We start from the raw sequence: 26,894 nt of genomic DNA on the forward strand, positions 1-26,894 counted from the left end.
TCTTATGACCGAGACTCATAGCCAGATTTCAAAATTCCTCTATTACGCCCGGCATTATCTGCTGAATGCCAGCGGGAAATTCATCTTCCTGCTGGATTTGGGGCTTTCCTCCCTGGTCACGCTGCTGGCCTGCTATTACGGGGAATGGATTTACAAGGGTGACTGGGTGGACAAGCACATGGGGGTAGCCCTTCTCTTCGATCTCGCTGTCACGGGCACCATGCTCTGGCGGTCCGGCGTTTACAAGACCCTGGTCCGGTTCACGACCATGAAGGATTTGCAGAAGCTGATGGCGGCCATCCTGCTGGCCAGCATGCTACTGTGCCTCTTTAACATTCTTCTCTGGCCCGCGTATTACAAGGGGCATGTCGTTTGCGCCATTTTCAATTTCGTCATCACCTTCCTGGTCCTGATCGGGTGCCGCATGGCGTGCATCGGCGGGAGAAGATGGCTGGAACACCTCAATTCCAGCGAATCCGTTTCCTCTCTCACGACGACCGGACGCAAGAGGATTGCGCTGGTGGGCAAGCTGGACGCCTGCCTCCTGAAAGCCTCCCTTATCAGAAGCCTGAAAAGTGAGGAATATGAAGTGGTGGGCATCCTGACTTCCGCTCCGGAGGCGGACGGCAAGGAAATCAAGGAGATTCCGATACGGTTGATCAAGGAGGCCGCGGAGGTGGAGACGGCCTTGAATGTGTTCCAGGCGTCGGGAGTCATTTTTGTGGGGAAGGACGATTTGCTGGGAGATAAGAAGCTGGCGGACGTCTGCCTGGAAAAGGGGATTGAACTGATGATTTCCCACGACCTGTTCCAGTCGTTTCACGAATATTCCGGCGTGGCCGTGGATGAAGTGCAGATTGAAGACCTGATGGAGCGGGAGGAAATCAGCATCGACATGGAAAAAATCTCCGGCGGCATCAAGGGCAGGGTGGTGATGGTGACGGGCGCGGCCGGTTCCATAGGAAGCGAACTGGTCAGGCAGCTGTGCCGGTTTTCCCCGCGCCGGATCGTTCTGCTGGACCACGCGGAAACGCCGCTGTGGCTGGTGCGCCAGGAGGTGGAAAAATCATATCCCCACGTTCCCGTTGCCACTTCCATCACCAATGTCTGCCACCGCCGCCAGCTGGAGGAAAGCATGAAGCTGTACCGGCCGGATGTGATTTTCCATGCGGCCGCCTACAAGCATGTTCCGCTGATGGAGGAGAACCCGTGCACGGCCGTGGTCAATAACGTGAAGGGGGCCATGCATCTGGCCTCCCTGGCCGTCAAGTACGGGGTGCAGCGTTTCGTCATGGTCTCCACGGACAAGGCGGTGAACCCCACCAGCGTCATGGGCGCTACCAAGCGGCTGGCTGAAATGTACGTGCAGAGCCTGGGGGAAGCCCTGCTGAAAAAGAGCGGAAAAGGAGCCACCGTATTCATTACCACGAGGTTCGGCAATGTGCTGGGAAGCGCGGGCTCCGTTATTCCCCTGTTCAAGGAGCAGATCAGGAAGGGAGGGCCCGTTACGGTCACACATCCTGAAATGATCCGCTATTTCATGACCATCCCGGAAGCCTGCCGCCTGATTCTGCAAGCGAACGCCATGGGGAAGGGCGGGGAGATTTTCGTCTTCGACATGGGGGAACAGGTCAGAATCGTGGAGCTGGCTAAAAAAATGATTCGCCTGGCAGGGCTCTCTCCGCTGAAGGATATCCGCATCGTCTTCACCGGACTGCGCCCCGGCGAAAAACTTTATGAAGAACTTCTGGCGGACTATGAACATACGCTGGAAACCTCCCACCAGCGCATCCGCATTTTCCAGACCCGGAAATATGACATGTCCGAGCTGAAGGAAGCCTTTGAAGAGCTGGTGCGGCATGCGGAAGCCCACCATCTGGAGGATACCATCCGCGCCATGAAGCAATTGATACCCGAATACAAGAGCAACAACTCTCCCTACGCTAAGTACGACTACCTGGACTTGAAGAAACCCCTTACCATCTAACCTCTGCTTAATCATCCAATGAAATACCTACATCTGTTCCGTCATCCCTCCCTGTGGAGCCGCCTGCTGGTGGCCGCCGCCCTGGCGTGCGCGCTTCCCGCCTGCGTCAAGCCTGAAGAAGTCAATTACGTCCAGAACCTGGTGCTGGACCAGAAAGCGTCCATCGGGAAGGAATATAAGATAGTCATCAAAAAGGATGACCGCCTGTTCATTTCCGTCAGCAGCAAGAATCCCACGCTCGCGCAGATGTTCAACAAGGACAGCGGCAGCGTTTCCAGCCCCAGGGATGACGAGCGCGGGTACTTCGTGAACACGGACGGCGACATCGTGTTCCCCGTTCTGGGGAGAATCAAGGCCGTGGGCAAAACCTGCACCCAGCTGGCGAACGACATTGAAAGTGAAATCATCAGGGAAGGGTACATCAAGGACCCCGCCGTCAGCGTGCGCCTGATGAACTTCAAATTCTCCGTGCTCGGGGAAGTGTCCAAGCCGGGCAATTATGAAATCAAGGGGGAACGCCTGACGCTGCTGGAAGCGCTGAGCAAGGCCGGAGACCTGAACATGGACGGCAACCGTGACATTTACGTTATCCGGGAATCACAGGGAGAGCGCATTGCGTCCAAGGTGGACCTGCGGAACAGCGACCTGTTCCATTCCCCCTACTACTACATCCAGCAGAATGACGTCATTTACGTCACTCCGTCGGACAGGAAGGTGAACACGCGTAGCGAACAGCTCCAGATTTATCCCTACCTGATTTCCGGCACCTCCATTGCCATGGTCATTCTGGCCTTCTGCATTTAATCCCATGAAAGACCTCTCCCCCAAGAAGGAAACCCTGGATGTCGGCGGCGCCGCTCCGGCATCCCTGCTTCCCAGCCCCAGGGCCATCATGGGCCGGATTGTCCGGAAATGGTACTGGTGCGTGCTTTCCCTTTGCATTTGCCTGCCCCTGGCCTATCTGTACGCGGCGCGGCAGCCCCAGGTGTACGGAAAGGCCACCACCATCCTCATCAAGGATGATTACCCCAGGGAATCCGTGGCCGCCACGGTGCTGGCCTCCACCAACGGAATAGTCAACACGGGCGCCACCAATCTGGACAATGAAATTTTCCTGCTTTCCTCCCATTCCCTGCTGAAAACGGTAGTCCGGAATTTGAAGCTGGACGTCACCTACTGGAAGAAGAACGGGTTCCGGAAGGTGGAAATTTATCAGGACTCCCCTATTGCGGTGCAGTTCACGCAGGAGGGAAAAACGGCTGACGCCCGGTTCCTGGTGATTCCCGTTTCCGGAACGGAATTCCGCCTGGAAAAGGATGAGAAGGATCATCACGGGCATGAGACGGGCGTCTTCGGCAAGGAAATCCGGTTTGACTCCCAGGCCTTCATCGTGGAGAAAACTTCCAAGTTTGACGAAAGCAGCCTGAACGTTCCCGTGATTGTCAGGAGAACTTCCGTGAAGAATGCGGCGATGGGGCTGGGAAGCGGCCTGACCGTCAGAAAGGCGAGCGGAAAGAATGATTTGATCAACATTTCCATGCGCTGCAATAATCCGGTGAAGGCGGAGGATATTCTGTACAGCATCGTCCATTTTTACAATGAGGCGTCCCTGGAGGAAAAGAACAAGCGCGGCACGAAGACGAACGAGTTCATCGGAGATCGCCTGGACGTCATCAGTGAGGAAATGAAGAAAAATGACCTCGCCATTGAAGATCTGAAAAAGGAGACGGACGTTCTGACGGACCTGTCCACGGCCCTCACGGAGGAATATGAGAACAGCCTCAATGACAAGAAGGATTTGAGAGAGCTGGAGCTTGAAATCAAGTCCATAGAATACCTGAAAGATTACCTGGAGCAGGAGGCCGAGCATGACGCCAGGCTGGTCCCCATCAATTCAAAGATAGCGGACATGGGCATCCGGGACCAGATCAGCGTTTTTAATGACACCCTGCTGAAAAGGACGAGCCTGAAGGTGAATGCCGGGGACAACAATCCGATTATCCGCGAACTGGAGGCCAATTTGAACTCCCTGAAGGATGCGTTGAAGCGTTCCGTGAATAACTACTATACGTCCCTGCTGGTCAAGAAGAAGAACGTGCAGGACCAGCATGAGCAGACGCGGGAGCATATCAGGAATGTTTCCAGCAGGGAAAGGGCCGTCAACCACATTGAACGCGAGCAGCGCGTCCGGGAATCCCTGTACGTTCTCCTGCTGAACAAGAGGGAGGAAAATTCCCTGGCCCTGGCCGCCACGGAAGACAACGCGCGGATGGTGGACGGCGTGCGGGGCGGCAACGGTCCGCTGGAGCCGAACGTTCCCAAGATTCTGATGGTGGGATTTCTGGCCGGGATGGCCATTCCCGTGTTCCTGTGCGTGGTCGCGGCCATGCTGGATTCCAGCGTGAAGCGCCGGAAGGAAATAGAAACCCTGACCTCCATTCCCGTGTACGGGGAACTGCCGCGCAAGCCGCGGAAGCTGAAGAACCAGGAAATCGTGGTGAATCTGGAAGAACCTTCCGAGCTGTCCGAATGCTTCCCCCTGCTGGCGGAACGCATGGTGGCCCTTTCCGACGGGAACGAGGGGAACCCCCTCAGCGTCCTGATTACGTCCACCTGTTCCGGGGAGGGGAAAACCTATCTTTCCGTGAACCTGGCCCTTTCCCTGGCCGTGGCCGGAAAGAAGGTGCTGCTGATGGATATGGATTTAAGAAAAGGGGCGCTCAGCGCCCTGCTGGGCGGAGCCGGAAAGCCGGGCCTGGGGGATCTGGAGCAGGCCGGGGAGGGCGGCTGGCGTTCCCTGGTGGAACAATCCCCCGTTTCCGACCACCTGGATTACCTGTTTGCGGGAACCGTGCCGGACCATCCCTCCCGGCTTTTGCTGCATGACCGCATCAGGAAGCTGATGGAGGAAGTAAAGGAGCAGTATGATTTCATCTTCATGGACTGCGTTCCCTACTCCTCCCTGGCGGATGCGCGCATCGTCGCCCGGCTGGCCGACGTTACGCTGTACGTCATGCGGGCCGGCTGCGTGAAGAAGCGTGATTTGGCCGGATTGCAGAAGATCTGGAAAAACGGAGAGCTGAAGCGCATGGGCATCGTCCTGTGCGACGTGGAGCCCCATGGCCGCTCTTCCCGCGGGTATGCCGTGTACAGAAGCCTGGACACCTCCTCCCCGTGCGCGGGAAAATAATTCGTTTCAGAAGCCCGTCTTATGCCGCGTTCCCGTCTGAAAGTCCTGTTCCTGGTGGAATCCCTGTCCGGGGGAGGGGCGGAGAAAGTTCTCTCCGGGCTGGTGCGCGGCCTGGACCGGGAGCGTTTTGACGTGACGGTGTGCACGGTGGTGGACTGCGGTCCGTACCGGGAGGAAGTAGGAAAATACGCGCATTACCGCACCATCGTGGGCGGCCGGGGCTGGCTCTACCGGCTCAAGTACGCTCTGGTGTACCGTTTTCTGCCTGCGGGCTGGATTTACAAGTGGTGCATTGCCGGGGATTACGATGTGGAGGCGGCTTTTACGGAAGGGTTTCCCACGCGCCTTCTTGCAGCCGCTCCGGAAGGGAAGGCCCGGAGGCTGGCGTGGGTCCATGTGGACCTGGAGGCCCGGCCCTGGACGCAGGGGCCGGTGTTCCGGTCGCTGGAGGAGGAAAGGAAGGCTTACGCCCGTTTTCAAACCGTGGCGCATGTGTCGCAAACCGTCAGGGAAGCGTTTGAACGGCGCTTTGGAGCGCATGCCGGGTCCGTCGTCCTGCACAATCCGGTGGACCGGGATGCTGTGCGTTCCGGTGCCTCCGCTGCGGAGAAAGTGCCGGAAAAAAAGTGTTTCCGCTTTGTTTCCGTGGGGCGTCTGGAAGAACAGAAGGGCTTTGACCGGCTGATTGCCGCGCTGGCCCGCTTGAAGGAGCGCGGATGGCAGGCGGAACTGGTGATTCTGGGGGAAGGGAGCCGGAGGCGGGAGCTGGAAAGCCAGGCGGCGGCTCTGGGAGTGGCGGACTCCGTGCTGATGCCCGGCTTCCGGGAGAATCCCTACCCGTGGATGGCCACTGCCGATGTATTCGTATGCAGCTCCCGCAGCGAGGGAATGAGCACCGTGGTCACGGAGGCGCTGGCGCTGGGCCTGCCTGTTCTGGCCGTGGAGTGTTCCGGCGTGCGGGAACAGCTTGGCATGGGAAAGTTCGGGCGCATTGTGGAAAATCATGATGAGGCGCTGGCCGGCGGCATGGAGGATTTCCTCTCCGGCAGGGAATCCTGTGAAGATTGGAGGGAAAGGGCGGCCCGGGGCGGCGATGAGGTTGCTTATGAAAGCGCCGTGCGGAAGGTGGAGCATTTGCTGGAGGAAATGAAATGAAGAAGGTGGCGTTTTTTGTCAACAGCCTGTCCGGCGGCGGTGCGGAAAAAATTCTGCAAACCCTGCTGAACCGCTGGAACGGAAACCGGTGGCAGGTGGTCGTTTATTCCATCAGGAAGGAGGACATCCCGGCCGGCTACCCCCGGAATGTGTCCGTCCGTTTTCTGTTTGACGCCCTCCGGGAGGAGGACGGCCCCTGGGCGCGCCTGCTCGTCAAAATCCGGAACGGTCTGAAATTGCTGGTTTACAGGCATTTCCCTCCTTCCGTTTTCTACCGCTTGTTCATTCGCGGAACCTATGACGTGGAGGCCGCCTTCATTGAAGGCTACGCCACGCGGATAGCCGCCGGCTCCCCCCATGCCGGAAGCCGGAAACTGGCCTGGGTCCACATTGACCTGGCCGCCAACCACTGGACGCTGCCGGCCTACCGGAACGCGGAAGAGGAAAAGGCCGTTTACCGCCGTTTTGACACGGTGGCCTGCGTCTCCCGGAATGTCCGGGACTCCCTGCTGGAGCTGGTGGGGCCTTTGCGGGATGCGCGGGTGGTTTACAACCCCGTGGACGTTCCGCGCGTCCGGGAAAAGGCGGGGAAATCCGTTCCGGAACGTCCGGAAGGGGCCGTCCTGTTCTGCGCTTCCGGCCGTCTCGTCCGCCAGAAGGGCTTTGACCGGCTGGTGACGGCGTGCCGCTATCTGGCTCAGGAGGGCTTCTCCTTCCATCTCTGGATTCTGGGGGAGGGGCCTGAAAGGAAGACGCTGGAACGCATGATCGCGGAGGGGAACTTGCAGGGCAGGATATCCCTGCTGGGGCAACTGGAAAATCCGTATCCCTACGTGAAGGCGGCGGACTGGCTGGTCTGTTCCTCCCGCAGCGAGGGGTATTCCACCGTGATTTCCGAGAGCCTGATTCTTGGCACGCCCGTGGCGGCCACGTTGTGTTCCGGAGTCCGGGAGCAGCTTGGGGACGGGGAATTCGGGTTGATTGCGGAAAACCACCTGCTGGGGCTTTACCGCGCCCTGGAAGATATTCTGACGGGAAAGGCGGACCGCCGGGACTATTGCGGGCGGGCGCTCCGCGGGGGAAGCCGGTTTGACCTGGATGGGCAGATGAATGCCGTGAAAGAACTTTTTGAAGAAACGCGCTGAACCGCCATGCCCTCCGTATCCGTCATTATTCCCGTGTTCAACGCCGCGCGTTTCCTTGAAAAATGCGTGGGGTCCGTGCTGGACCAGACCTTCACGGATTTTGACGTCTGCCTGGTGGATGACGGCTCCACGGACGGAAGCGGCCCGCTGTGCGACAGGCTGGCTTCCGGGGACGAGCGCGTCCGGGTCATCCATCTGGACAGGAACATGGGGGTTTCCGCCGCCAGGAACCGCGGCATGAAGGAAACGGACGGCCGCTGGCTGTGTTTCATTGACGGGGATGACTGGGTGACCCCCTCCTACCTTCAGGAACTGGTCTCCGCCGTGGAGGACGGCGCCTGCGACCTGGTGGTGGAAGGGCTGTGCTCCGTCCGCGCCGGGAAAAAGGATGAAGTGACGGTGCCGCAGCCCATGGAACTGGACGCCAGGCCCGGAGAGGAGGAAGCCTGGGTACGGCTGTTCCGTTCCTTCCTGCTTTTTGGCCCGGTGGTGAAATTGTACCGCCGCACCCTGCTGTCCCGGCATTCCATACGCTTTCCGGAGGACGTTTCCTATGGAGAGGACCTGATGTTCAACATGGCGTACCTGAAATACATCAGGCGTTTGAGAACGGTGGACAAGGCCGGATACTTCTATCGCCGGGCGGAGGAAGGCACCCTGTCCACGCGTTTTGTCCCGGAAAAATTCATCTGGATTGTCAGGCAGTTCCGCCTGGAGCGGAAGTACTTCCATACCAGGGGGCTGGAAGGGGCGTCAATCGAGGAATACCTGGCCTTCCGCTGGTGGGGGCTGGTGTACAACGCCCTGTTTGAAATCTACCGTTTCAGGGACCGGTACGGCCTGGCGGAGCGCATGAAGGCGGTGAGAACCATTGTGGGAACGCCGGAAAACAACCTGCTGCGCGCTTATCCCGGGGTGTTCCACTGTCCCGGGTGGATGAGCATGTGTTTATTCAACCGCTGGCCCTTCTGCCTGTTCCTGCTGATGGAAGGCGCGCGCGCCGGAAAAAATAAATCGAATGGGCATGCATAAGATTCTTTTATATCCCCATGGAGGCAGCGGCAATCACGGCTGCGAGGCGATTGTCAGGTCCACGATGCTGCTGCTCCGTCCCGGACAGGGTGTTCTATTCTCCTCCGCGTGCGGGGAAGACAGGCGTTATGGGCTGGAACAAGTGGTGAGGGTGCTGCCGGAACAGCGGCCCATCCGGAGGTGCTCCTCCGGGTATGCGGGCGCGTGGCTGCGGCGGCGCGTGCTGGGCGTCCGTGACGCCTTTGACCGGCTCGCGTTCGGCGGCATCGTGAAGGAGGGTGCGGACCTGGCCCTGTGCAGCGGCGGGGACAATTACTGCTACGGGGAGCCCGTGCATATTTATTTGCAGAACGACCTGCTGCGCCGCGCCGGCGTGCCCACCGTCCTGTGGGGGTGTTCCCTGGAACGGAAGGATATGAAGGGGCGGATGCTGGAGGACCTCCGGGCCTTTGACCTGATTGTGGCGAGGGAAACCCTGACCTGCGACGCCCTGTTGGAATGCGGGTGCCTCCGCACGGTGCTGTACCCGGACCCGGCGTTTGCCCTTCCGGTGAAGGAGGGGCCTTTGCCGGAGGGCTGGAAGGAAGGGAACATGGTCGGCATCAACGTCAGCCCCCTGATTATCGGCCATGAGGGAAGGGCCGGGTCCGTGATGGAAAACTATGTGCGGCTGGTGGAATACCTGCTGGAAGCTACGGATATGAATGTGGCCCTCATCCCCCATGTGGTGTGGCCCGGCAACGATGACCGGAAGCCGCTGGGCGCGTTGCGGGAGCGTTTCCGGCACACGGGGCGCGTCATTATGGTTGGGGACGCCCCCTGTGAGGAATTGAAGGGCTGCATTTCCCGGTGCCGTTTCCTGGTGGCCGCCCGTACCCACGCCTCCATTGCCGCCTATTCCACGGGCGTTCCCACGCTGGTGGCGGGATATTCCGTGAAGGCCAGGGGGATTGCCCGCGATTTGTTCGGGACGGAAGACGGCCACGTGCTGCCCGTGCAGGCGATGGATGACCCTGGCGAGTTGAGGAAGGCGTTTGTCCGGATGATGGAAAGGGAAGACGGCCTGAAGGCCGCCTATGCGGAAAAAATCCCCGCGTACCGGGAACGCCTGGCGCGTCTGCCGGAAGAACTTTCAACCCTGTTGAAGCGGTCATGATTGCGTACGTTTCCATCTTGTCCGTCCTGCTCCTGCTGGTTCTGGCCGTGGTTTGCGTGGACGCCTGGCGATTCCTGGGGACGCTGGCGGGGCGTTTCCATATCGGGCGCTGGCAGGACCGGCGCGCGTGGCAGGAGGCTCTGGCCCGGACGGCCTCCTCATGGACGCGGCGCATGCCCGCCGTGCCCAGGAGGGACCAGGGCAGGCGCATCCTGTGGGAGATGGCGCGGGGAACCTACGCGGACGCCGCCATTCAGGGGTGGCAGGCGGCTGGGTTGTTCCTGGGTCTGCACGCCTATGCCGCGGACAGGAAGGATGAGGCATTGAAGGAAAAGCTGCGCCGCAGTCTGGAAGAACATGAACTGGTGAAAAATTATCTGGACGTTCCATACCCGGAACGGTGGGAGGTGGACCGGCTGCTGCTGGATTATGCCGTGCTGGAGGCCGGATGCCGCGGGGCGGACCAGGTGGCGGAGGCTTCCGCCGCATTGCTGGAATCCCTGCGGACGGGGGCGGGAACGCTGGCCTACAGGCGCAGGCAGCCCGGCATGCGTTATGTGGATACCATCGGCCTGACGTGTCCGCTGGCCGCCGCCTGCGCGGTGCATACGGGGAAGGAAGAATACTGGAACCTGGCGGTGAAGCAGGTGGAGGAATATGATGTGGCCCTGCTGCCGGGCTCCTCCTTCCCGGCCCACGGGTTTGAGATGGAGCGCGGTTATCCGCTGGGGCTGCATGACTGGTCCCGCGGCCTGGGCTGGTATGCGCTGGGATTGTGTGAGCTTTACCGCCTGATGGCTCGGCACGGGAGGCCGGAGGCGGCTGGAATGGCCCGGCGCATTCTGGCGCTGGCGGAGGAACTGCTGCCCCTGCAAAAGAAAAACGGCGGCTTCGGCTGGATGGTCGCCAGGCCGGAATCCGTGTTTGAATCTTCCGGAACGGCCCTGCTGGGCCTTCTGCTGCTGGCCGCCTACCGCATTTCCGGAGAGGAGCGTTTTCTGAAAGCCGCCTTCCGTGCGGAAAAGGCGCTGATGGGGGTGACGCGCCGCAACGGCGTGCTGGACATGTGCCAGGGGGATACCAAGGGCATCGGCATGTATTCCGACGTGTGGAGCCTGATGCCGTTCGCCCAGGGAATGGCCCTGCGGCTGAGCGTGGAACTAAACGGGGAGGAGGGGAAGGCGTGAGAACGCTGAACTCCGGCAAGAACTTTCTGGTGACCATCAGCCTGATGGTCACGATGACCCTGCTGGGCTTTGTGACGCGCAAGCTGTTTGTCAATGAAATAGGGGTGGAGTACCTGGGCCTCAACGGCCTGCTGACCAACATCCTGGCGGCGGTGACGCTGCTGGAATCCGGCTTCGGGACAAGCGTGGTTTTTCACCTCTACAAGCCTCTGGCGGAGAATGACCGGCCGCGGATTCTGGCCCTGCTGCAATTTTACCGCAAGGTGTACCGCATCATTGCCGCCGCCGTGTTTGTGCTGTGCCTGTGCCTGTATCCGTTCCTTGGCTGCTTCATCAAGGACGAGGGGCATCTGGACTACCTGGCGCTGGTTTATTTCATCTTCGTCTTCAACTCCATCCTGCCGTACCTGACGGCGTACAAGAATTCCCTCATCAACGCGGACCAGAAAAATTACAGGCTGGGCGCCATCAACTTCATCTACCAGGTGGGGCTGAACCTGTCCAAGCTGGCCATCCTGTACTGGACGGGCAACTACGTCCTGTACCTGGTGGTGGAATCCCTGTTCCTGGCGGGGTTCAACGTGGCGATGGTGCGCAAGGTGGATGCCCTGTACCCCTACGTCAGGAGCAGGGTCTCCCATGCCCTGGACGCCGTGACGAAAAGCCAGATCGTCGTCAACGTCAAGGCCCTGTTCCTGCATAGCGTGGGCGGCTACTTCATGCACTCCACCAGCAACATCGTCATCTCCAGCTTCGTGGGGCTGGCGGCGGTGGGCTTCTATTCCAACTACATGCTGGTGGTGGGAACCATCTCCACCTTCATCATGCAGGTGATCAACAGCATGGCGGAAAGCGTGGGCAACCTGATCGCCAGTGAGGACAGAGGGCATGTGTACGAGATTTTCAAGAGGGTTTTCCTGATTAACTTCCTGATTTCAGGGGTGTCCTCCATCGTTCTGCTGAACACGCTGAATCCCTTCATCGTCTGGTGGCTGGGGCCTGAATACATGCTCTCCGGGGCCTGCTCGTTCGTCATCATCCTGAACTTCTTCGTGGTGGGCATGAGGCGTTCCGCCATGGTGTTCAAGACCAAGGCGGGCATCTTCCACCAGGACCGGTACTCCCCGCTTCTCCAGGGCGTGATCAACGTCGCGCTTTCCGTCACGCTGGTGCAGTGGTGGGGGATTACGGGCGTGCTGCTGGCCGCGACGCTCAGCCTTCTCTCCATAGGCGTCTGGCAATTCCCCCGGCTGGTGTACAGGCATGTATTCCACCAGCCCCTGAGGCGGTACTTCATCACGTACGGATGGTACCTGCTGCTGGCGGCGGCGGGATATGCGCTGACGTATCCCCTCTGCGCCCGTTCCTATTTTTCCTCCCCCCTGGCGGACCTGTTCATGTGGGGCATTATTTCCGTAGTCATTCCGCTGGGGCTGGACGTACTCGTGCTGTTCAGGACGTCCCCCTTCCGCGGGCTGATGGGCCACATGCGCACGCTGGCATGCAGATGAAACGTATATTCATAGCCATTCAATACATGGAGCTGGGGGGCGCGGAACGCGCTCTGCTGGGGCTGCTGGATGCGCTGGACGCCTCCCGCTTCCGCGTGGACCTGTTTGTTTACCGCCATTCCGGAGAGCTGATGCCGCTGATTCCGGATAAAGTGAACCTTCTGCCGGAACTTCCCTCCTACCGTGCGCTGTCCCGTCCGGTAAAGGACATCCTGAAGGAAGGGAGGCTGGGCATTGCCGCCGCGCGCCTGTGGGCCAAGCGGCGTTCCGCCCGTTTTGGAAAACGGCTGGAAGGCCGTGAAAACTACGCCGTCTTTGACGATGCCGCCGCCGCCGTCTCCCCGTTTCTTCCTTCCCTGAAAAAGCTGGGCGTGTATGACTTGGCCATCAGCTTCCTGACGCCCCACCGCATCGTCCGGGACAAGGTGCTGGCCCGCAGGAAAATAGCCTGGATTCATACGGACTACTCCTCCATCGGAATCAATGTGGAGCGTGAATTGCCGGTGTGGCGCAGCTATGACCGCATCATCTCCATTTCCCCCCAGGCCGGGAGGGGCTTCCTGTCCCGCTTTCCGGAACTGGAGGATAAGCTGGTGGAGATGCAGAACATCGTTTCCCCGGAAGCGGTGAGGGAACAGGCCGCTCTGGAAGACGTTTCCGCCGTGATGGAGGGGGCCCCGTCCCTGTGCACCGTGGGAAGGTTCTCCCATGCCAAGGGGATGGACCGCGCCGTCAGGCTGGCCGCGCGCCTGGTGGCAATGGGGATGGAAAAACTGCGCTGGTACCTCATCGGCTACGGGGATGAAATGTCCCTGCGCCGTGAAATTGCCGCCTGCGGCATGCGAGAACACGTGGTCATTCTGGGTAAAAAGGCCAACCCCTACCCGTACATGGCCGCCTGCGGGCTGTATGTGCAGCCGTCCCGGTATGAGGGAAGGGCCGTGGCGGTGAGGGAGGCGCAGATATTGGGACGGCCCGTAGCCATTACAAACTTTCCGACCTCTGCCGGGCATCTGGAAGACGGCGTGGACGGAGTCATCATCCCGAATGACGAGGAAGGCGCCGCGCTGGCCCTGTTCCGGCTGCTGAAGGATGACGCGCGCCTGGAAAGCCTGTCTGCGGAATGCCGGAGGCGTGACTACGGCAACCGTAATGAAATCCTGAAACTGGAGGCATTGATCTGACATGGGAAGACGGCTTTTATACATCACCAACGGCATCGCCGGAGCGGGAGGGCTGGAACGGGTGCTCTCCGTCCGGACGCGCCTGCTGGCGGAACGGTACGGGGATGAAATCCATATCCTGACGCTGAATGAAGAAGGAAAGGAGCCTTTTTATGACTTCTGGCCCGGCATTCACGTCCATGACGTGCGCATGCAGGGAAATCCCGCCGCGAGGCTGAAGGCCTGGGCAAGCGGCGTTCGGAAGGCGGTGCGCGCCGTCAAGCCTGCTGTCGTTTCCGTTTGCGACGACGGCTTCAAGGGGTTCTGGATTCCCTTCCTGCTGACGGGCTGCGGCTGCCCCGTGGTCTATGAACGCCACGTTTCCCGGCTGATTCAGGCGGACGGCCTGAAATCTTCCGCTCTCATGAAACTGGAATTCGCCCTGATGCGGTTCCTGGGAAAACGCTTCTCCCGTTTTGTGGTGCTGACGCCCGGCAACCGGGAGGAATGGCCCATGGCGAATGTGGAGGTGATTCCCAATCCCCTGCCGTTTTATCCGGAGGCACCCTCTTCCGGAAAAGAAAAAAGGGTGATTGCCGTCGGCAAGGTTTCCCCCCAGAAAAACTACGGAGCGCTTCTGGCCGCCTGGAAAAAGGCGCACGGTAAATTTCCGGAATGGAAGCTGGAGCTGTTCGGAGCGGAGCGGGATGGTGGAAAGCTGAGGGAGGAAATACGCCGGGAAGGGCTGGAAGAAAGTTTTCTGCTGCATCCGCCCACCCGGAGGATCATGCGGGAATATCTGCGGTCTTCCATCTGCGCCATGTCTTCCCGGTATGAAGGCTTCGGCATGATGCTGGCTGAGGCCATGGCGTGCGGCGTGCCGTGCGTGGCCTTTGACTGCCCCTGCGGCCCCGGCGACATCATCCGCCATGGGGAGGACGGCCTTCTGGCGCGGCCGGGAAAGGTGGCGGAACTGGCTTCCGCCCTGGAACTTCTGATGGGGAATGAAAAACTGCGCTCCTCCATGGCCGCGAAAGCGCGGGAAAATGTGAAGCGGTACGCGGCTGAAACGGTGGCGGCCCAATGGGACGGCCTGTTCCGCCGCATCCTTCAGGAAAGGAAAGGGGGCAAGCCGTGATTTCCGTCATCGTTCCCGTCTATAACGCGGAGGCTTATCTTTCCCGCTGCATGGAAAGCATTCTGAACCAGACGTACCGGGATATTCAGGTCATCTGCGTGAATGACGGTTCCACGGACTCCAGTGGGGACATGCTGGAAGAACTGCGCCGCCGGGATGGCCGGGTACAGGTGGCTTGCCGGGAAAACTCCGGCTTGTCCGCCTCCCGGAATGCCGGGCTGGAGCTGGCGGAAGGGGAATACGTGATGTTTGTGGACGCGGACGACTGGCTGGACGAACACGCGTGCGCGGACGCGATGGAAGCCATGCTGGGAAGGGACGCGGACATCGTGTTCTGGAGCTATGCCAGGGAATATGGAACGACGTCCGCCCCGGTGCTGTTCTGGCGCGAGGAGCGGGTGTTTGAAGGGGAATCCATGGAATGGCTGAGGAACCGGCTCCTGGGGCCGTCCGGGGCTGAACTGGGGCGTCCGGAACGGCTGGACTCCTACGGTACGGCCTGGGGCAAGCTCTACAGGCGTTCCCTGTTCCGGGAAGGGGAAGCCTCCTTCGTGGACACGGCCCTGATCGGCTCCGCGGAAGACGTGCTCTGCAATCTTTCCCTGTTCCGGGCGGCCCGCAGGGCGGTGTACATCCCCACCACCTTCTACCATTACCGGAAGACGGCGGCGGGAGCCCTGACCAAGCGGTACAAGCCGGAGCTGGCGGACCAGTGGGAGGAACTCTTCCGCCGGATGGAGCGGCAGGTGCGGGAAAGCGGAGCTTATCCGGAAGCGGAGCAGGCCCTGCGGAACCGCATGGCGCTCTCCGTCATTTTCCTGGGCTTGAACGTCTGCGACGCTCCGGCCTCCTCCTTCCGGAAATGCCGTATTCTCCATGAACTGCTGAAACGGGATTGGTGCCGGGAGGCGGTGAAAGGACTACCCACAGCATCTCTCCCTCCCCACTGGAAAGCGTTTTTCCTGACCGTGAAGCTGGGGTTCGTCCCCGGTTTGTACCTGCTTCTTCTGACCATTAAAAAAATTCTGGCAAAATGACCCCTCAACGAGTGCTCATGGTATTCACCATCATGAACCGCGGCGGAGCGGAAACGATGGTGATGAACTATTACCGCCGCATGGACCGCGGCAAGCTCCAGTTTGACTTTCTGGTGCACCGGGAGACGCCCGGCATTTATGAAGAGGAAATCCGGAGGCTGGGAGGGCGGATTTACAGGCTGCCGCCCATCACCCTGCGCGGTCTGGCGGCGTATCAGGAAAAAATAGCGGCTTTTTTTGACGGACATCCGGAATACAGGATGGTTCACGGCCACTGTTCCGAGCTGGGCTACTGGGTATATCGTGAGGCGGCGGCGCGGAACATTCCTTTCATTGCGGCGCATGCCCACAGCTCTCCGGTAGGAATTGATAAAAACTCCCTGTTCCGCTTCGTGCTCAAGCACCTGATGCGTCCCTGCCTGACCCACCGGTTCACATGTAACGAACTGTGCGGGCGCTGGCTTTTCGGCCGCAGGGGCGCGCGTGACGCCATCGTCGTCCGGAACGCCATTGACGCGGGGCGGTTCACCTATTCCCCGGAGGTCCGGGAGCGGGTGCGGAAGGAAATGGGCTGGGAAGGCAGGCTGGTAGTGGGCCACATCGGCAATTTTTCCTGGCCCAAAAACCACGAATTCCTGCTGCGCGTCTTCCGCGCCCTGCTGGCGGTAAGGCCGGACGCCCTGCTGGCGCTGGTGGGAAGCGGCGGGGAAGGAGAGGGCAGGATCCGGCAGGAGGCGGAGCGGCCTGAATGGGACGGAAGCATCCGCCTGCTGGGCGGCAGGGATGACGTTGCCGCCCTGGTGCAGGGGATGGATGTCTTTGTCTTCCCCTCCCGGTTTGAAGGCTTCGGCATTGCGATGCTGGAAGCGCAGGCGGCGGGGCTGCCCGTGGTGGCGTCCGACCAGGTGCCGGGGGATGGAGCGGTGGTCCCGGGCCATGTGAATTTTATGTCCCTGAAAAAATCCCCCGCCGCCTGGGCGCGGAAAATAGCGGAACTGGCGGACGGCTGGCAACGGACGGATGCGTCCGCCTTCATCCGTGAAGCGGGGCTGGACATCGTCCGCAATGCGGAAAAGCTTCAGGAACTCTATCTGTCACAGGGAGGTGAAGCATGAAACCCCTGCTCACCGTCTTCACGCCCTCCTTCAACAGGGCGGACTGCCTGCGCCACTGCTATGAAAGCCTGCGGCGGCAGACCTGCCGTGATTTTATCTGGCTGGTGGTGGACGACGGCTCCACCGACGGCACGAAGGAACTGGTGAAGGAATGGATGCGGGAAGGCGCGCTGGACATACGCTGCCACCATCAGGAAAACGGAGGCATGCATGCCGCCCACAATGCCGCGTATGAATTGATGGACACGGAACTCAATGTCTGCCTGGATTCCGACGACCTGATGCCGGAAGACGCCGTGGCCTCCATTCTGGAATTCTGGGAACGTCACGGAAGTGACCGTGTGGCCGGACTGGCAGGGCTGGATGCGGACGTGAAGACGGGGGAACTCATCGGCACGGCCTTTGCAGGGGATGTGCAGGAAACCACATTGACCGGGTTTTATGCGGCGGGAGGCCGCGGAGACAAGAAGCTGGTGTACCGCACCGCGCTGATGAAGCAATTGCCGCCGTATCCCGTCTTTCCCGGTGAAAAATACGTGGGGCTGGGCTACAAGTACATGCTGGCGGACCGCGTCGCCCCGCTGCTTACGATGAACAAGGTGCTTTGCCTGGTGGAATACCGGGAGGACGGCTCCTCCAGGAACATGTTCCGCCAATACGTGCTCAACCCGCGGGGATTCGCCTTTCTGCGGAAGGAGGGAATGAAATACCAGCCCTCCCGGCGTCGGCGGTTCATGGAGGCGGTTCATTACGTCTCCGCCTCCCTGCTGGCCCGCAATCCGGGTTTTTTGCGGGAATCACCGCGACCGTTGCTGACTCTGGCGGCCCTGCCGTTCGGAGTGGTCCTGACAGGACTCATTCTGGCCAAAAACGGAAGAAAGGAATAACGGAAATGAAAATAGCCTATGTACTGGATGATCTGGACGCGGCGGGCGGCATTCAGGCCGTGACCCGCGCCAAGGCTGCCGCCCTGGCTGCCATCCCCGGCAATGAAATAATGCTGGTGACGGCCAATGATTCCCGGCGGACCGCTTCCTCCCTCCCTCCGGGCGTGAAGGTGGTTCACCTGGGTGTGAACTACTATGAGGACGACTGGAAGGGATTCCTGTATGTGCTGAAGGGCATTCTGGTCCGGCGCAGGAGGCATGCGAAAGCTCTGCGGAAGGCGCTGGATGAACTCCGTCCGGATATAGTCGTCTCCGTCGGGCAGTCGGAAAAATTCATGATACCGCGCCTGTCGCGCGACAAGCCGTGGAAAACCGTGCGCGAATTCCACTACTCCGGAACGTACCGGAAGGACTATGCGCGGCTTCAGGGGGGAATCCGTGCGCGCGTAATGGCTGCTCTTTCCGACTTCTATGAATTCGGCCTCCGCAGGGGAACCTATGACGCTACCGTCGTTCTCACCCGGCAGGACCGGGAAGAAAACTGGAAGGGCAGGCGGGGAGTGCATGTCATCCCCAATCCGTGCGTATGGCGGCCGGAGCGGGTTGCTCCCCTGGAACGTCCGCGGGCTGTGGCCGTTGGGCGGCTGGTTCCGGTGAAGGGATTCGGCCTGCTGGTACGCGCGTGGGAAAAAGTGGCCGCCGTTCATCCGGACTGGAAACTGGAAATTTGGGGGGGACGGTCCGGAGCGCGGTTCTCTTGAACGCCTGGTCCGGGGAAAAGGGCTGGAAAAAAACGTGCTGCTGCGCGGAGCCACAGGGGAGGTGCAGGAAAAACTGCTTCAATCCTCCATGCTGGTATTCCCCTCCCTCTTTGAAGGCTTCGGCATGGTGCTGGTGGAAGCCATGGCGTGCGGCGTGCCGTGCGTGGCTTTTGAATGCCCGTGCGGTCCGCGGGACGTCATTTCCCCGGAAGAAGACGGCTTGCTGGTTCCCCCCGGGGATACGGACGCCCTGGCCCGCGCCATCATCCGGCTGATGGAACAGCCGGAGCTAAGGAGCCGCCTGGGGGAAGCCGCCCGGAACAAGGCGGCCCGTTATGCGATGGATCCCGTCTGCGCCGCGTGGATGGACCTCTTCCGTCAATTAAACTCTTCTTCATCACGCTAACCTTTATTTTCATAAAAACATGCCGCTCGTTTCCATCATCATTCCCTGCTACAACGTAGCCCCCTTCATGAAAAAATGCCTGGATACCGTCTGCTCCCAGACGCTCCGGGACATTCAAATCATCTGCATCAACGACGGCTCCGGGGATGGAACCCTGGACATCCTGAGGGAATATGAAGCCGCGGATGAACGGTTCGTCGTCATCGACCAGCCGAATGCGGGCGTGGCGGCGGCGCGGAACGCCGGGCTGGATGCGGCTTCCGGGGAATACATCGGCTTTGTGGACCCGGACGACTACATTTCCCCCGTCATGTTCCAGCGCCTGTATCTGGCGGCGGAGGAATACCGGGCGGACGTGGCGTGCATGGGGGCGACGATTGCGGGGGACATGCCCCTCTCCGTCCGCTGGAGCATGCTCAACGGCCTGCAATGCCCGGAATGGCATTGCGGTAACTATGACTTCACGACGATGGGGCCGTTCAGCGAACTGTGCTGGGACAAGCTGTACCGGGCGGAATTCCTGAAAAAGACGGGTCTGCGCTTCAGGGCGGGGATGCGGCAGGGGAGCGACGCCCTCTTCAACAACCTGCTCCAGCCCTATGTGAAAAGAATCGTGAAAATACCGGACTGCCTGTACATCTACCGTCCTACCCGCCCGGACTCCCTGGTGAACGTGTACAAGGCCCCGGACAAAAAGGGTTCCGGCTTTTATCCGGCTCTGGAACGCATTGACCTGATTGCGGCGGCCTACCGGGAACAGGGCGTGCTGGAAAGAGCCGGGATTACGGTGCTGAACTGGCTGAACGGCAGCATCCAGCTCTTTTCCTCCAACCTGTTGAACCAGACGGCGGCAGAAAAAAAGGAGGCTCTGGACGCCGTCCGGACGCTACTGGACAAATATGAATGGCGTGAGTTCGTCAAATCCCCGGAATCCCCCTTCCGCCTGTTGAGACACATTGCGAAAGGGAACGACTTCCGCGTTCGGTGCGCCCTCTTCGGCATCTACCGGGTCCTGCATTCCCGGCTGGGAACGAAGCTGGTGGACCTCTGCACCCGCATCATCAACCTGCGCGGAAGTGCCCGGTAGGGTGGAGCGTTGACGGAACGCCTTACTTCCCGGGGGAAAGGGCCGGGGCCGGCTGCGGACGGAGCAGACAGTCGTAAAACGGGGTGTAAAGCAGATTGTTGGGAATCAGGTAAATATACCCTTCCCGGGAATCATAGACCATGTTGAACCGTTTTAGCAGGTTGTTGCCCATGACGCCGTCCATTTCCGCGATGCTCTGAATACCGCTGGTGACGGTGGAGAAGGCGCCGGGGATGAGGGGGAGCTTGCAGCCGCCCAGTTGGATGCTGTCGAACATGACGTTTTCCAGAACCCCGGTATGGGAATCCGAACTGGAAATGCGGGAAAGGGAAAACGGCTTTTGGCTGCCCAGCAAATGATGTTTTTTGACGAAAGGCGTATTGAGGTCCAGGACACGGTCAGAGCCGGTATCCACGGATAAACGGAGCTGGTAGGTTTTCCCGTTGACCGTCACTTGTGCGGGGACAATCGGAACGCCCATCACGTACTCAATCTTCAGGCGGATGGCATTCGCCGGCGGCGTATAGGAACCGTGCGGGTACAGGTAAATCTTCCGGTCCGTGTAATTCACTTCCGTTACCTGCCGTTGGATGAACCAGAGGCCCAGCACGCCGTCCCACTGGTCCGGTGAATAGGGAATGGCAATAAAGGGAACGTGCTCCAGGCTTCGTCCTCCGATGGTGAATTTGTTCTCCGTGCTCGCGCGTACTTCATCGGACCCTGTGGCGCCATGGTTGACGACGGTCTCGTTGAATTCCATGGGAACGCCTTTCAGGGAATTGGTGCTGATGACCATGGATGTGGCTCCGGTATCAAAAAGAAAACGCAGGGGACGGCTGCCATTGACGCTCCCCTTCACGTAAATGCGGCTGGCAGTGCCCAGCTCAAAGGGAATGCTGTCAATAGGAACATTGGCCGCCTGTGCAGGGAAAAAAGGGACCAGTAAAATAGACAGAAACGACAGGATTTTTTTCATACGCATTATCTTTTATACCAGTGAGGTGGGGTTTTTCATGAGAACAGATGTCCGGACATTTTACGATGTCAGCCTATCTTTTGTTCAGCAACAGGTGGTTTATAGCAGGAGACTACCGGAGCCAACAGTGTAAAAAATGTTTTTCATCAAATATTAAGAATATTCTTTTTTCAGAAGAAGGATGGATGCAAATGTAATTCGTTTCATTACATGATGGTGAAATACAGCTTCTGAGTAAAGAAAGGCTCTATTCGTCCCTTAAATGGAAAGAAAAACCGCCGAAAGCAGGATACTCGCGGCGGTTGGAGATGGTTGCTGCCACTGGTTTTGACGCTGAAGCGTTCAAATATTCCTTTGGGTAAAAGATAAAACAGGCGTGAGATTCAACCAACTGTAATGTTTTTATTAATAGATATAGTCTAGTACTTGATAATGGGTATCAAAGCCATATTGACAGGGCGGTTTTCGTCGGCCGTCGGAACAGAGTCGGAGGCGTCAAAAATCAGAGTGCTGGTAAATCTGTCCGTATATTGTGTATGTCCTCCGTATGTTTGATTTTTACCTGTCATTTTTGAAAACACGCCAGTTCCCCCTGATGGGCCAATTGAAATATTTGTTTGCAGTTTCCCTGTAATATTGCGGATAGCATCCCCTTGCACGCTACCTACAGTTCTCTCTGTAGAAGTGGAACGGATGAACAGCCCGCTGTCTTTTGTCAAGTCGGGAAGGGCGAAGGTAGTTACGCCGTCGCCGCCATAGGTGGTGCTGATTGCCGCGTACAATTCCGGATACTGACTGATTTGGAGAATTGTCCCATTGCATTCCAGCCAGCCCGCCGGCGCTACGCTGCCGCAGAACCACATGAAGCAGCCAGGAGGCACGCTGGAACCTTGCGGACCTTCGGGACCTGCATCCCCTTTATCTCCCTTGTCCCCTTTGGGGCCCTGTGGACCGGCAGGGCCCTGGATGCCGGGTTCACCCTTGGGGCCTTGGGGGCCTTCCGGTCCCGGGGCTCCCGGATCGCCCTTGTCTCCTTTAGGTCCTTGACCGCCTGAGTTCCATTTTTCCTTTTCCTGTGCCGTGACGTGAATGCTTGCGTTTCCTGCATGAGCGGAAAATTCATTCTGCGTGGTCATCAGGATTCCGTTAATCGTGATAATCTCATTCATGATTGTTGTCTAATTGGTTCGGGATAACCCCGGCTGGTGAACATCCTGTTTTTCCTTGGATACATATCTCCTGATTACTCGGGAACCTGTTTCAGGACAGACACCTTGCGAAAGGAATTTGCATGTATTTCAAAAAGAAGTCATCCCGCATGCAACGTCAGGCGGAAACGCCAAATGGGCAGAATACAACGATTCCACGTCCTTTTTTCCTTTTCCTAATTTTTCCGCATTGACGCGGGTTCATGGATAGAAAGACCCACATCCCCATGATGTTGAGAGGCAGGCGGACGGCAATTATTTCAATATGCCGGAAAATGAAAAACCGCCGTAAGCTTTTCAACTTACAGCGGTTAAAAGTGGTCGGGTTGACAGGATTCGAACCTGCGACCCCCTGCACCCCATGCAGGTGCGCTACCAGACTGCGCTACAACCCGATAAAATCGGACCGACCGGGGCCGTGTCTTGCGACGGCGAGGTGTATATAGGAAAACTTTAGTGTTGGCAAGAGTCTTTTTTCATAGCATACCTTTTTTGTCATGAAGCAAGTTCAAGTTGCAGTCGTCGGGGCCAGTGGCTACACCGGACAGGAGTTGTTGCGCATCCTGTTGAATCACCGCGGAGTGAAGCTGGTGTGCGCTACCTCCCGCCAGTATGCCGGACAGCCGTTGTGGGAGGTGTTTCCCCGTTTCCGGCAGGTTCCGGGTTCCGACCTGAAGTTTACGGATTCCGATGTGGACGCGATTGCCGCCACGGGCGCGGAGGTGGCTTTCCTGGCGCTGCCGCATGGTGTGGCCGCTTCCTATGCCCGCGGCCTGGTGGACCGCGGCGTGCGCGTGATTGACCTGAGCGCGGATTTCCGCCTGGACAGCCCGGAAGTGTACGAGGAGTATTACGGCAACGCCCATCCGGATACGGCCCTGATGCAGGAGGCCGTGTATGGCCTGCCGGAGTGGCGCAGGGAGGAGATTGCCCGGGCGCGCATCGTAGCTTCCCCCGGCTGCTATCCCACCAGCATCCTTCTTCCCCTGATTCCCCTGTTCAAGGCCGGCATTCTGGAGCCGGAGGACGTCGTGGTCTGCTCCGGCAGCGGCGTGAGCGGCGCGGGGCGCAAGGCGTCCATTCCCCTGCTGTTCTGCGAGTGCAATGAGAGTTTCCATGCCTACGGCGTGCCGAAGCACCGCCATTTGAGCGAGATTGAGCAGGAGCTTTCCCATGCCGCCGGGAAGACGGTGGTGATGTCCTTCACCCCGCACCTGATTCCCGTGAATACGGGCATTTGCTCCACCATTACGGCCAGGGTGAAGAAGGGAGCGGATCCCGAGTCCGTCGGCCGCCTGTTGGAAGAAGCTTATGCGGCGGCTCCGTTCGTGCGCCTTCTGGGCCGCAACCAGCCTGCGGATACCAAGAATGTGACGCGGACGAATTGCGTGGACATCGGCTGGGCCTATGATCCCCGGACGAACCGCGTGATTCTGATGAGCGCGGAGGATAATGTGGTGAAAGGCGCGGGCGGCCAGGCCGTCCAGTCCTTCAATATCATGTGCGGGTTCGATGAAACGGAAGGCTTGTGGGTCCTGTAGTTTTTTGATACGCTGGAAGGCACTTCAAGACGATGAATGATTCATCCTATATTCCGGTTGACGGGGGCGTTTGCGCGCCCCAGGGCTTTGTGGGGAGCGCCGTAAGCTGCGGCATCAAGAAGCCTACGGCCACGCGCCTGGACCTGGCCCTGATTTATTCCACGGAACCCTGCGTTTCCGCAGGCACGTTCACGACCAACCGAGTGCAGGCCGCCTGCGTGAAGGTGAGCCGGGAGCACCTCCGGAAGGGGAATATCCGCGCCATCGTGGCGAACAGCGGGAATGCGAACGCGTGTACCGGAGCCCAGGGCGTGGAAGACGCCAGGGGCGAGTGCAGGAGCGTTGCGGAACTTCTGGGGCTGAAACCTGCGGAAGTGGCCGTGTGCTCCACCGGCGTGATCGGCCTGCCGATGCCCATGATGCGCATTTACCCGAAGTTCCCGGAATTGGCGGAAGGCCTTTCCCGCGACAAGGGGCACGAGGTGGCCCAGGCCGTGATGACCAGCGATACGAAGGAGAAGATCATTGCCATTGAGTTCATGGTGCAGGGCAGGCCCGTGCGCATCGGCGCATGCTGCAAGGGCGCGGGCATGATCAATCCCTGCATGGCTACCATGCTGTGCTTTATTACGACGGACGCGGGCATTTCCCGCGACGTGCTGGAGCTGTGCGTGCAGTCCGGCGTGAAAAGTTCCTTCAATTGCATCACCATCGACGGCGACATGAGCACGAACGACACGGTGCTGGTGATGGCGAACGGCGCTTCCGGCGTGAAGCTGGAATCCCCGGAAGATATTTACGCGTTCCAGCAGGCTCTGGCCCATGTGATGCTGGAGCTGGCCAAGCATATCGTGCAGGACGGCGAACGCGTGACCAAGTTTGTGACCGTGCATGTGACCGGAGGCCGTACGGAGGATGAAGCGAAGAAGGCGGCGGAAGCCGTCGCCAAGTCATCCCTGGTGAAGAGTTCCTGGAACGGGAACGATCCCAACTGGGGGCGCATTATCCATGCCGTGGGCTATTGCGGCGCGAAGGTGGATGAAGAGAAGATCGACATCGACATCGCCGGATTGGCCGCCTGCCGCGGCGGCATGCAGGCGGATACTCCGTCGGACGATTTGCGGCAGGCCGTGCAGGTTTCCGCATTCCAGGTGGATATCAATTTGAACCGGGGCGAGTTTTCCCATACGGTGTACACCACGGATTTGTCTCCGGAGTATGTGGACTTCAACCGTTCCGAGTACGCGTATTGGAACCAGGCGAAGGCCGACGGCCTGACGCATTAACCGCCGCAGTCATGGCGCCGGGGAAGTGCCGTCATGGAAGAGCGGAGGGAGCTGTTCCCTCCGCTGAAATGCTGATGGAAGTACGGCGCCTTCTGGATGAAGGCGCTCTCCGGGCTTCCCGGGCGCAGCGTTCCTGCACGGGTGTGGCGGACTGCTGCCGGTTCCGGCTGACAGGAGAGACGCCGCATGTGACGCTGGGGGAGGCGTGGATGGCCTGGAAGGCGTGGCGCGCCGCCGGACGCATGCGCGTGGAGCTGCCGCCGGACGGAAGCTGCCCATTTCTGAACGGGCAGGGGAAGTGCATGATTTACCAGGGAAGGCCGCTGGCGTGCCGCACTCATTTCTGCATGTCTGCGGGTGGGGCCTTGCCCCGGCGGGAAGTGATCGATCTGATTCGCGCTCTCGAGGATATTGACGTCGTGCTGGGCGGCGATGGCGCAACACGGCTGCCGGAGGCGGTGGAAAGGTTGTCCCGGAAAGGCCCGGCGGGCGGTGGGAGGAAGGGGCGGCGGTGATGGAATGCGGCGGCTTCTTGATGAAGGCCGGGGGCCTTCAATCCCAGGCGGACGTTTTTTCTTTAAGCCATGGGGATATGTTTTTTCCCTGCGTTTTTTTGATGGCTGCTGCGCTGCGAAAAGGGATTCTCCGATTCTTGTAAAAAGAAGAAGCGTTTTTTCAGGCCTCCGCATCCGGTTTTTTCTCTTTTTCCTGCTTGGAGGCCAGGTGGCGCAGGGCGCTGGCGGCCTTTTTGTTGCCGTGCCTGACGGCTTTCTGGTACCATTCCGCCGCCTGTTCGTCATCCTGCGGAATGCCGTAGCCGTGGGCGTAGCAGTTGCCCACATTGAACATGGCTGTGGCATTGCCCTGTTCCGCCGCCTTGAGATACCATTTCAAGGCTTCCTCCCGGTTGACGGGCGTTCCCTTGCCGTTCAGGTGGCACCACCCCAGGTTGAGCTGGGCCGTTGTATGGCCCTGTTCGGCGGCCTTGGTGTACCAGTGGACGGCTTTGGCCATGTCCACTTCCATGCCCCGGCCGTTGCCGTAGCACCAGCCCAGCGTGTATTGGGCCGTGATCTGGCCCTGGAGGGCTGATTTGTGGTACCATACCAGCGCCTTGTCGATATTCGGCTGCACGCCGAAACCGTTTTCATAACACCAGCCCAGGTTATACTGGGCCGTAGCGTGGTTCTGCATGGCGGCCTCCTCATACCAGTAGGCGGCTTTTTGCGGATTCCGGGGAGTGCCGCTTCCATTGCCGTAGCACCAGGCCAGGTTGTACTGGGCACGGGGATCCCCCTGTTCCGCGGCCTGCTTGTACCAGTACACGGCCTGTTCCCAGTTTTTCTGGCTGGCGCTGTTGGCGTAAATCCAGCCGAGGTTGAGCTGGGCTACCGCGTGACCTTGTTCCGCCGCTTTTTTGTACCAGGTGATGGCCTGGTTTTCGTCTTTTTCCACGCCCAGCCCGTTGATATAGCAGAATCCGAGGTCGAATTGCGCGGTGGGATGGCCTTGCTCGGCGGCTTTTCGGTACCAGTAAAAGGCTTTGTCATTGTCCTGCGGGGCGCCTATGCCGTTGGAGTAGGCCCAGCCAAGGTTGAGCTGGGCTGTCACGTGGCCCAGTTCCGCCGCCTGCTGGTAGCAGTAGAAGGCTTCCTGCTGGTTTTCCGCTACCCCGCGCCCCTGTTCATAACTGATCGCCAGTTGGAACAGTGCCTGGGCGTCTCCTTTCAGGGCTATCTGCTGAAGGGTTTCTATGTCGACGGAATAGGTCGAGACGGTGCTTTCCAGCTCGCCGTGGTTGTTGGAAGCGTCATTCATTTCACAGGTAACCGCACTGGAGAACATTGGAACAATTCATGCTCTTCTGAACTTATGCGTTTCCCGATTCTGCACATTTCCCCGGCAAGAATCAAGACCCGTTTTTGA

At 59.4% G+C, this 26,894-nt stretch carries 23 protein-coding genes and 1 tRNA gene; 20 read left to right on the forward strand and 4 right to left on the reverse strand.

Translation table 11 applies throughout. The features are described 5' to 3' along the window. Window positions 1-4: 4 nt before the first annotated feature. Genes J5W70_RS07885 through J5W70_RS07965 form a run of 17 tightly spaced genes read left to right on the forward strand, consistent with a single transcriptional unit; the run spans window position 5 to window position 19,957 of the window. The gene (locus J5W70_RS07885; RefSeq protein ID WP_022396188.1) at window positions 5-1,987 is read left to right on the forward strand and encodes a UDP-N-acetylglucosamine 4,6-dehydratase family protein; all 1,983 of its coding nucleotides are present in this window, start codon (window positions 5-7) and stop codon (window positions 1,985-1,987) included. 18 nt (window positions 1,988-2,005) lie between these two features. Continuing rightward, on the forward strand, window positions 2,006-2,791 hold the full coding sequence (locus J5W70_RS07890; protein WP_022396187.1) for a polysaccharide biosynthesis/export family protein: 786 nt from the start codon (window positions 2,006-2,008) through the stop codon (window positions 2,789-2,791). 4 nt (window positions 2,792-2,795) lie between these two features. After that, entirely contained in the window at window positions 2,796-5,177 is a 2,382-nt protein-coding gene (locus tag J5W70_RS07895; protein ID WP_022396186.1) for a GumC family protein, read from the forward strand. A 21-nt stretch (window positions 5,178-5,198) separates the two neighbouring features. Then, the gene (locus tag J5W70_RS07900; protein WP_022396185.1) at window positions 5,199-6,332 is read left to right on the forward strand and encodes a glycosyltransferase; all 1,134 of its coding nucleotides are present in this window, start codon (window positions 5,199-5,201) and stop codon (window positions 6,330-6,332) included. Continuing rightward, complete coding sequence (locus J5W70_RS07905) at window positions 6,329-7,477, forward strand: glycosyltransferase (protein WP_022396184.1); 1,149 nt, start codon at window positions 6,329-6,331, stop codon at window positions 7,475-7,477. The genes J5W70_RS07900 and J5W70_RS07905 overlap by 4 nt, the downstream gene beginning before the upstream one ends. 6 nt (window positions 7,478-7,483) lie before the next feature. Further along, entirely contained in the window at window positions 7,484-8,509 is a 1,026-nt protein-coding gene (locus J5W70_RS07910; protein WP_022396183.1) for a glycosyltransferase family 2 protein, read from the forward strand. Then, on the forward strand, window positions 8,502-9,665 hold the full coding sequence (locus J5W70_RS07915) for a polysaccharide pyruvyl transferase family protein (protein WP_022396182.1): 1,164 nt from the start codon (window positions 8,502-8,504) through the stop codon (window positions 9,663-9,665). Before J5W70_RS07910 ends, J5W70_RS07915 begins: the two co-directional genes overlap by 8 nt. Next, window positions 9,662-10,852, forward strand: coding sequence for a glycoside hydrolase family 88 protein (locus J5W70_RS07920; protein WP_022396181.1), 1,191 nt, complete (start codon window positions 9,662-9,664; stop codon window positions 10,850-10,852). The genes J5W70_RS07915 and J5W70_RS07920 overlap by 4 nt, the downstream gene beginning before the upstream one ends. Continuing rightward, window positions 10,849-12,363, forward strand: coding sequence for a lipopolysaccharide biosynthesis protein (locus J5W70_RS07925; protein ID WP_022396180.1), 1,515 nt, complete (start codon window positions 10,849-10,851; stop codon window positions 12,361-12,363). The genes J5W70_RS07920 and J5W70_RS07925 overlap by 4 nt, the downstream gene beginning before the upstream one ends. After that, complete coding sequence (locus J5W70_RS07930; RefSeq protein ID WP_215832703.1) at window positions 12,360-13,547, forward strand: glycosyltransferase; 1,188 nt, start codon at window positions 12,360-12,362, stop codon at window positions 13,545-13,547. The genes J5W70_RS07925 and J5W70_RS07930 overlap by 4 nt, the downstream gene beginning before the upstream one ends. Window position 13,548: 1 nt before the next feature. Beyond that, window positions 13,549-14,664, forward strand: coding sequence for a glycosyltransferase family 4 protein (locus J5W70_RS07935; protein ID WP_022396178.1), 1,116 nt, complete (start codon window positions 13,549-13,551; stop codon window positions 14,662-14,664). After that, window positions 14,661-15,701 (forward strand): glycosyltransferase family 2 protein, encoded by a 1,041-nt coding sequence (locus J5W70_RS07940; protein WP_022396177.1) that lies wholly within the window; start codon window positions 14,661-14,663, stop codon window positions 15,699-15,701. The genes J5W70_RS07935 and J5W70_RS07940 overlap by 4 nt, the downstream gene beginning before the upstream one ends. Beyond that, window positions 15,698-16,816 (forward strand): glycosyltransferase, encoded by a 1,119-nt coding sequence (locus tag J5W70_RS07945; protein ID WP_215832704.1) that lies wholly within the window; start codon window positions 15,698-15,700, stop codon window positions 16,814-16,816. Before J5W70_RS07940 ends, J5W70_RS07945 begins: the two co-directional genes overlap by 4 nt. Next, on the forward strand, window positions 16,813-17,703 hold the full coding sequence (locus J5W70_RS07950; RefSeq protein ID WP_022396175.1) for a glycosyltransferase family 2 protein: 891 nt from the start codon (window positions 16,813-16,815) through the stop codon (window positions 17,701-17,703). Before J5W70_RS07945 ends, J5W70_RS07950 begins: the two co-directional genes overlap by 4 nt. A gap of 5 nt (window positions 17,704-17,708) precedes the next feature. Continuing rightward, complete coding sequence (locus tag J5W70_RS07955) at window positions 17,709-18,464, forward strand: glycosyltransferase (RefSeq protein ID WP_215841904.1); 756 nt, start codon at window positions 17,709-17,711, stop codon at window positions 18,462-18,464. A gap of 22 nt (window positions 18,465-18,486) precedes the next feature. After that, the gene (locus J5W70_RS07960; RefSeq protein ID WP_257228535.1) at window positions 18,487-18,870 is read left to right on the forward strand and encodes a glycosyltransferase; all 384 of its coding nucleotides are present in this window, start codon (window positions 18,487-18,489) and stop codon (window positions 18,868-18,870) included. A 19-nt stretch (window positions 18,871-18,889) separates the two neighbouring features. Beyond that, window positions 18,890-19,957, forward strand: a complete 1,068-nt coding sequence (locus tag J5W70_RS07965; RefSeq protein WP_022396173.1) for a glycosyltransferase family 2 protein — start codon at window positions 18,890-18,892, stop codon at window positions 19,955-19,957. A 22-nt stretch (window positions 19,958-19,979) separates the two neighbouring features. On the opposite strand, the gene J5W70_RS07970 is transcribed toward J5W70_RS07965, so the two are convergent. From J5W70_RS07970 to J5W70_RS07980, 3 genes are all read right to left on the reverse strand, one after another. Further along, entirely contained in the window at window positions 19,980-20,933 is a 954-nt protein-coding gene (locus J5W70_RS07970) for a retropepsin-like aspartic protease (protein WP_215832705.1), read from the reverse strand. A gap of 419 nt (window positions 20,934-21,352) precedes the next feature. Beyond that, a complete protein-coding gene (locus J5W70_RS12910) occupies window positions 21,353-22,102 on the reverse strand; it encodes a phage tail protein (RefSeq protein WP_022396171.1) in 750 nt (249 codons plus the stop codon). Window positions 22,103-22,459: 357 nt separating this feature from the next. Further along, a tRNA-Pro gene (locus J5W70_RS07980) sits at window positions 22,460-22,536 on the reverse strand. A 102-nt stretch (window positions 22,537-22,638) separates the two neighbouring features. On the opposite strand from J5W70_RS07980, the gene argC reads away from it, so the two are divergent. From argC to J5W70_RS07995, 3 genes are all read left to right on the forward strand, one after another. Beyond that, window positions 22,639-23,682 (forward strand): N-acetyl-gamma-glutamyl-phosphate reductase, encoded by a 1,044-nt coding sequence (gene argC, locus J5W70_RS07985; RefSeq protein WP_022396169.1) that lies wholly within the window; start codon window positions 22,639-22,641, stop codon window positions 23,680-23,682. 32 nt (window positions 23,683-23,714) lie between these two features. Further along, complete coding sequence (argJ, locus tag J5W70_RS07990; RefSeq protein ID WP_022396168.1) at window positions 23,715-24,968, forward strand: bifunctional glutamate N-acetyltransferase/amino-acid acetyltransferase ArgJ; 1,254 nt, start codon at window positions 23,715-23,717, stop codon at window positions 24,966-24,968. Window positions 24,969-25,036: 68 nt separating this feature from the next. Next, complete coding sequence (locus J5W70_RS07995) at window positions 25,037-25,483, forward strand: YkgJ family cysteine cluster protein (protein ID WP_257228267.1); 447 nt, start codon at window positions 25,037-25,039, stop codon at window positions 25,481-25,483. Between the two features lie 160 nt (window positions 25,484-25,643). On the opposite strand, the gene J5W70_RS08000 is transcribed toward J5W70_RS07995, so the two are convergent. Next, window positions 25,644-26,786: a tetratricopeptide repeat protein gene (locus J5W70_RS08000; RefSeq protein ID WP_180971835.1), complete on the reverse strand. Its 1,143-nt coding sequence runs from the start codon at window positions 26,784-26,786 to the stop codon at window positions 25,644-25,646. Window positions 26,787-26,894 lie beyond the last annotated feature (108 nt).

Origin of the sequence: Akkermansia massiliensis, from assembly GCF_018847375.1 — a bacterium.
GTDB lineage: Bacteria > Verrucomicrobiota > Verrucomicrobiia > Verrucomicrobiales > Akkermansiaceae > Akkermansia > Akkermansia massiliensis.